The following is a 6000-nucleotide window of genomic DNA, read 5'->3' on the forward strand; positions in this document are numbered from 1 at the left end:
AGCGGCTGAGGGCTTGCGCTGGCAAGCCCTGGGGGGGAGGGGTCAGGCTGCGGCAGGGCTCGATGCGTAGCGCGCGTCCAGCCACGCTTTTAACGCGGCTTGTTCGCTGGCCGTGGTGAACAGGCCCAGCTTGGTGCGCCGGCGCAGAATGTCATCAGCGCAGGTCACCCATTCCTGATTGCACAGGTATTCGACTTCCCGTTCATACAGCCCGGCACCGAAGTGTTCACCCAAATCTGCCAGGCTCTGCGCGCCGTCCAGCACCTGCCAGCTACGGCTGCCGTAAGTGCGTGCCCAGCGGCGGGCAATCTGTTCGGGCAGCCAGCCAAAGCGGGCAATCAGCTGCTCGCTGCTGATCGGCTGTTCGCCTCCTGGCAGCGGGGCGTTGGCGGTCCATGCCGGTTTCATTTGAGTAAACCAGGGGGCCAGTTGCGCCATGGCCGACTCGGCCAACTTGCGGTAAGTGGTCAGCTTGCCACCGAACACCGACAGCACCGGCGCCTCGCCACTGGCGCCACTGAGCGCCAAGGTATAGTCGCGGGTGATGGCCGACGGATTGTCCGACTCGTCGTTGCACAGCGGACGCACGCCGGAATAGGTATGCAGGACATCCGCGCGGCTCAACTGGCGATTGAAATGATCATTGGCCACTTTGAGGATGTAGTCCGTTTCCTCATCGGTGATTTTCACTTTGGCCGGGTCACCCAGGTACTCGCGGTCGGTGGTGCCGACCAGGGTGAACTGATCCAGATAAGGAATGGTGAAGACGATGCGTTTGTCTTCGTTTTGCAGAATGAACGCGTTATCGCCTTCATAGAGCTTCGGTACGATCAAGTGGCTGCCCTGAATCAGCCGAATGCCGTAGGGCGATTGCACCTTGAGGTCTTCGCGCAGCAGTTTTGCCACCCAGGGGCCGGCGGCGTTGACCAGTGCCCTGGCGTGAATCGAAAAGCTCCTGCCATGCCGGTCCTGCAGGTTGACCTGCCATAGCCCGTCAATGCGTTTGGCGTCCACGCAGCGGGTGCGGGTATGGATCTGCGCACCGTTTTCCCGGGCTGCCATGGCATTGAGCACCACCAGCCGGGCATCGTCGACCCAGCAGTCAGAGTATTCGAAACCCTGTTTGATGGCCGGCTTGAGCGGGCTGTCGGCACCGAAGCGCAGGCTGCGCGAAGCCGGCAGCTTCTCGCGTTTGCCCAAGTGGTCATAGAGGAACATGCCGGCACGGATCATCCACGTCGGACGCAGATGCGGACGGTGCGGCAACACAAAGCGCATCGGCTTGACGATATGCGGCGCCTTGCCCAGCAGTACTTCGCGTTCGGCCAACGCCTCACGCACGAGGCGAAACTCATAGTGTTCCAGATACCGCAGCCCGCCGTGGATCAGCTTGCTGCTGGCCGAGGAGGTGTGGCTGGCCAGGTCGTCCTGTTCGCAAAGCAACACCGACAGGCCGCGGCCCGCGGCATCGGCGGCGATACCGACACCGTTGATGCCGCCACCGATGACGGCGATATCGTAGATCGGGGCGGGCGATGCAGTGGGCGCGTTCAGGTCGGTCATGGGTGGCCTCCGGGATACAGGACGATGGCGCTAAGTCTGAAATCGAACATTTATGTTCATTTTCGAAAATAATAGCGCAACAAAATGCCATGATCCAGTTGGGCCTGATGAAATAACCAGGTTTGAAAATAAAAAGGAACAAAAACGAACAATCAGCTCGGCCGATGGGGCAATCGTCGGCCGGCTCGAACGACAAGGCTCAGACCACTTCCAGGCGAACCTTATGCTGGTTGAGCAACTGATACAGTGCCGGCACCGGCGCCTGGTCGGTGACCAGGCAATCAATCAGGCTGATCGGCCCGAGGCGGACCATGGCGTTGCGGCCGAACTTGCTGGAGTCTGCGGCGAGGATGACCTGGCGAGCGTTGCCGATCATGGCTTGGGAGCCGCGCACCTCCTGATAGTCGAAATCCAGCAGGCTACCGTCTTCATCGATGCCACTGATGCCGATCAAGGCAAAGTCGACCTTGAACTGGCTGATGAAATCGACACTGGCCTGGCCGACTACACCGCCGTCACGGCGCACATTGCCGCCTGCGACCAGCACTTCGAAATCATCCTTGGCGCTCAGCGTCGCCGCCACATGGAGGTTGTTGGTGATGATTTTCAGGTTGTTGTGATTGAGCAGGGCACGGGCGATGCTTTCGGTGGTGGTGCCGATATTGATAAACAACGAGGCGTTATCCGGGATCAGCGCGGCCACTGCTTCGGCGATGCGCTGTTTCTCGTCACGCATCTGGTCGGCGCGCATGGCGTAGGCGGTGTTTTCGATACTCGAATCATAAGCCGCGCCGCCATGGTAGCGGCGCAGCAGGTTCAGTTCCGCCAATTGGTTGATGTCACGGCGAATGGTCTGCGGCGTGACGACGAACAGAGTGGCCAGCTCCTCGATACTGACGTAGCCACGTTCGCGGACCAGTTCGAGGGTCTGTTTCTGGCGGGGAGGCAGGTTCATTGTTTTCCTTCAGGCGCCTGGTGCAAATGGCGTCATGATGAACCAGCCGTACCCCGCCTGTCAGCCGCCTTTGTCGTGGCTTCAATCAGCTGGGTCGTGTGGCGCCCAGTCGCGGGTGCGCTCCACGGCCTTCTTCCAGCCTGCATAGTGCTGGGCGCGCTGGGCATCAGGCATGTCGGGGGTAAATACCCGCTCGATACCGGTGCGGTCGCGCAGTTCGTCCAGGTTGCTCCAGAAACCGGTGGCCAGCCCGGCAAGGAAGGCGGCGCCCAACGCAGTGCTTTCACGCATGTGCGGTCGTTCAACGTGGGTGCCGAGAATGTCCGCCTGGAACTGCATCAGGAAATTGTTGGTGACCGCGCCGCCGTCGACCCGAAGGGATTTGAGCCGTTCGCCGGCATCCTGCTGCATCGCATCGAGTACGTCGCGGGTCTGGAAGGCAATCGACTCGAGCGTGGCGCGGATGATGTGGTCGATCTTCACCCCGCGGGTCAGGCCGAACAGCGCGCCGCGTGCATAAGGGTCCCAGTACGGTGCTCCCAGCCCGGTAAAGGCCGGGACCAGATAGACCCCGTTGCTGTCCTTGACCTTGCTGGCAAAGTACTCGGTGTCCAGTGCATCGTTGACCACTTTCAGTTCGTCGCGCAGCCACTGTACGGTAGAGCCGCCGTTGAACACCGCGCCTTCCAGAGCATAGGCCACCTCGCCGCGCGGTCCGCAGCCGATGGTGGTCAGCAGGCCATGGGTCGAGCGCACCGCGGTGCTGCCGGTGTTCATCAGCAGGAAGCAACCGGTGCCGTAGGTGTTCTTGGCTTGACCCGGTTCAACGCACATCTGGCCGAACAGTGCGGCCTGCTGATCACCGGCGATGCCCGCGATGGGGATGCCGCTGCGGGTCTGACCGTAGACGTGCGATGAGCCTTTGACCTGCGCAAGCATCTGCTCGGGGATATCCAGCACTTCGAGCATGCGCGGGTCCCAGCGCAGATTATGGATATCGAACAGCATGGTCCGTGAGGCGTTGGTGTAATCGGTGACATGCACCTCGCCGCCAGTGAGCTTCCAGATCAGCCAGCTGTCAACGGTGCCGAACAGCAACTCACCCTTGCGCGCCCGCTCCCGGCTGCCTTCGACATGGTCGAGGATCCACTTGAGTTTGGTGCCGGAGAAATACGGATCGATCACCAACCCGGTGGTCTCGCGGATGTAGTCTTCCAGGCCGTCACGTTTGAGCTGCTGGCAGATCTCAGTGCTGCGTCGGCATTGCCAGACCACCGCATTGTAGATCGGCCGACCGGTGTCCTTTTCCCAGACGACAGTGGTTTCACGCTGGTTGGTGATGCCAATGGCGGCGACTTGCGAGGCCTGCAGGTTAGCCTGGGCCAGCGCTTTGGTCATGCAGGCGCTCTGGGTAGCGTAAATCTCCATCGGGTCATGCTCGACCCAGCCGGCCTGCGGATAGTGCTGGGTGAATTCGATCTGCGCGGAACTCACCACATTGGCGTTGCGATCCAGAATGATGGCCCTGGAACTGGTGGTGCCTTGATCGAGGGCAATGATGTAGTTCTTGTTCTGTACGTCAGTCATGTCGATTGCCTTGAGCAGGTGAATGGGGTCAGGAAGACGTATGGGCCTTGGCGCTGATCTTCTTGCTGGCTGGTTGTTGCTGCTCGTTGCCTGGCAGATGGCGGGCAACCAGCAACCGGTAACCGGCGGCGCCGAGGCAGGCGCCCAGAATGGGAGCGAACAACGGGACCAGAAAGTACGGAATATCACGCCCGCCGGTAAAGGCGATGTCGCCCCAGCCGGCAAAGAATGTCATCAGCTTGGGCCCCAGATCCCGGGCCGGGTTCATCGCGAAGCCGGTCAGCGGACCCATGGCGCTGCCGATCACCGCCACCAGCAGGCCGATCAGCAAAGGCGCCATCGGGCCGCGTCGCAGGCCATTGTTATCGTCGACCAGCGCCATGATGACCGCCATCAGCACACAGGTGATCACCACCTCGACCAAAAAGGCCTGGCCGGTGGAAATTGCCGGGTTCGGGTAGGTCGAGAACACCGCTGCCAGTTGCAGGCTCTCGGCGCTGCCGCGAACCATTTGCTGGGCGTTTTCGAAGTCGAAAAACAGGCTGATGTACAGCAGGTAGACCAGCCCGGCACCGCAGAAGGCACCGGCGAGCTGTGCACCGATGTAGAACGGCAGTTTCTTTTTTTCAAAACCGGCAAACAGGCTCAGGGCAATGCTGACGGCGGGATTGAGGTGAGCCCCGGAGATGCCGGCGCTCAGGTAGATCCCCATGCTGACCGCCATGCCCCAGATGATGCTGATTTCCCAAAGACCGAAGCTGGCACCCGCCACCTTGAGCGCTGCCACACAACCGGTACCGAAGAACAGCATAAGGGCAGTGCCGAGAAATTCGGCGGTGCATTGGCCGGCCAGGCTGGGTTGTTGTATCTGGACTGTCATGCAAACCTCGTTCTTGTTCTGGCTCATGAAGAGCAGTGGTTTGTCGAAAGAGTGAGTAAGTCAGGACCCCGTAAAGTCTTGTAAATGATGCGCATGCCGTAAACTGAATGTTCGACAATATTCGCAAATGAAAATATAGCCACAGTTTTGCGCTGTCAAAGGTCGAACTTGAACGATGACTGACATTTGTCGTTTATGCCCTGTGCAATATCGACTGATGTTGTAGGAAAAATCAGGGCTTCAGCCTTGCGAGATTGATTTGTAACAGCGGCTGTTTTTGTGTTTTTGGCTTAAAGTGGCGCTCGCCCTGAACCGCTCTGGAGTGACCATGACCCCTGCACTGGATTTGCTGAAAAAGAACCGCATCGAACACCGGATTCATAGCTATGAGCATGATCCGAAAGCGGCGTCTTACGGTATGGAAGCGGTTGAGAAACTGGGGCTGGAGGCCGCCCGGGTGTTCAAGACGCTATTGGCCAGCAGTGAAAAAGGTGAGCTGTTGGTGGCGGTGGTGCCGGTGGCCGGCACACTGGATTTGAAAGCCCTGGCGTCGGCCGCCGGAATCAAGAAGGCAGAGATGGCCGACCCGGCAGCCGCACAGCGTTCAACGGGATATCTGTTGGGGGGCATCAGCCCGCTGGGCCAGAAGAAGTGCCTGCGCACCTTTATCGATGACAGCGCCCGGCCGTTCGAGACGGTGTTTGTCAGTGCCGGGCGGCGGGGGCTGGAGGTCGAACTGAGTGCTGCGGCGCTGGCGGAGCAGACCCAGGCACAGTTCGCGGCCATCGGTCGCGGCTAATTTGACATCCTCCCCGCCCTAAAGGGCGGGGATTCCCACAACTGGACGCTCATGCCCGAGCGCGAGAATGTTTTTTGCGGCGTTGACGTCGCGGTCGTGGGTGGCACCGCACCCACAACAAGTCCATTCCCTTATTCCAAGCCCTGCGATACCTCTCGGCCTCGAGTCCGGCAATTGCTTGCAGCTCGAACAGGTTTGGGTGGTGTTTCTCTCGCT

The 6000-nt window shown here is 60.1% G+C and carries 6 protein-coding genes; 1 reads left to right on the forward strand and 5 read right to left on the reverse strand.

All coding sequences use genetic code 11. The annotated features are described in order from the left end of the window. Window positions 1–42 precede the first annotated feature (42 nt). From glpD to NRB16_RS10415, 4 genes are all read right to left on the reverse strand, one after another. A complete protein-coding gene (glpD, locus tag NRB16_RS10400) occupies window positions 43–1563 on the reverse strand; it encodes a glycerol-3-phosphate dehydrogenase (RefSeq protein ID WP_253142413.1) in 1521 nt (506 codons plus the stop codon). Between the two features lie 199 nt (window positions 1564–1762). After that, window positions 1763–2518 (reverse strand): DeoR/GlpR family transcriptional regulator, encoded by a 756-nt coding sequence (locus tag NRB16_RS10405; RefSeq protein ID WP_257106103.1) that lies wholly within the window; start codon window positions 2516–2518, stop codon window positions 1763–1765. Between the two features lie 81 nt (window positions 2519–2599). Next, window positions 2600–4105 carry a glycerol kinase GlpK gene (gene glpK, locus NRB16_RS10410; protein WP_045482427.1) on the reverse strand — a complete coding sequence of 502 codons (1506 nt, stop codon included), beginning with the start codon at window positions 4103–4105 and terminating at the stop codon, window positions 2600–2602. A gap of 28 nt (window positions 4106–4133) precedes the next feature. After that, a complete protein-coding gene (locus tag NRB16_RS10415) occupies window positions 4134–4985 on the reverse strand; it encodes an MIP/aquaporin family protein (RefSeq protein WP_045482425.1) in 852 nt (283 codons plus the stop codon). 328 nt (window positions 4986–5313) lie between these two features. Here NRB16_RS10415 and ybaK point away from each other — a divergent pair, with 328 nt between their 5' ends. Continuing rightward, a complete protein-coding gene (ybaK, locus tag NRB16_RS10420; protein WP_257106104.1) occupies window positions 5314–5784 on the forward strand; it encodes a Cys-tRNA(Pro) deacylase in 471 nt (156 codons plus the stop codon). Between the two features lie 18 nt (window positions 5785–5802). Here the strand turns inward: ybaK and NRB16_RS10425 are convergent. Then, on the reverse strand, window positions 5803–6000 hold a 198-nt coding region (locus NRB16_RS10425), incomplete at its 5' end, for a transposase (protein ID WP_257106105.1).

The organism is Pseudomonas sp. LJDD11 (genome assembly GCF_024584215.1).
GTDB lineage: Bacteria > Pseudomonadota > Gammaproteobacteria > Pseudomonadales > Pseudomonadaceae > Aquipseudomonas.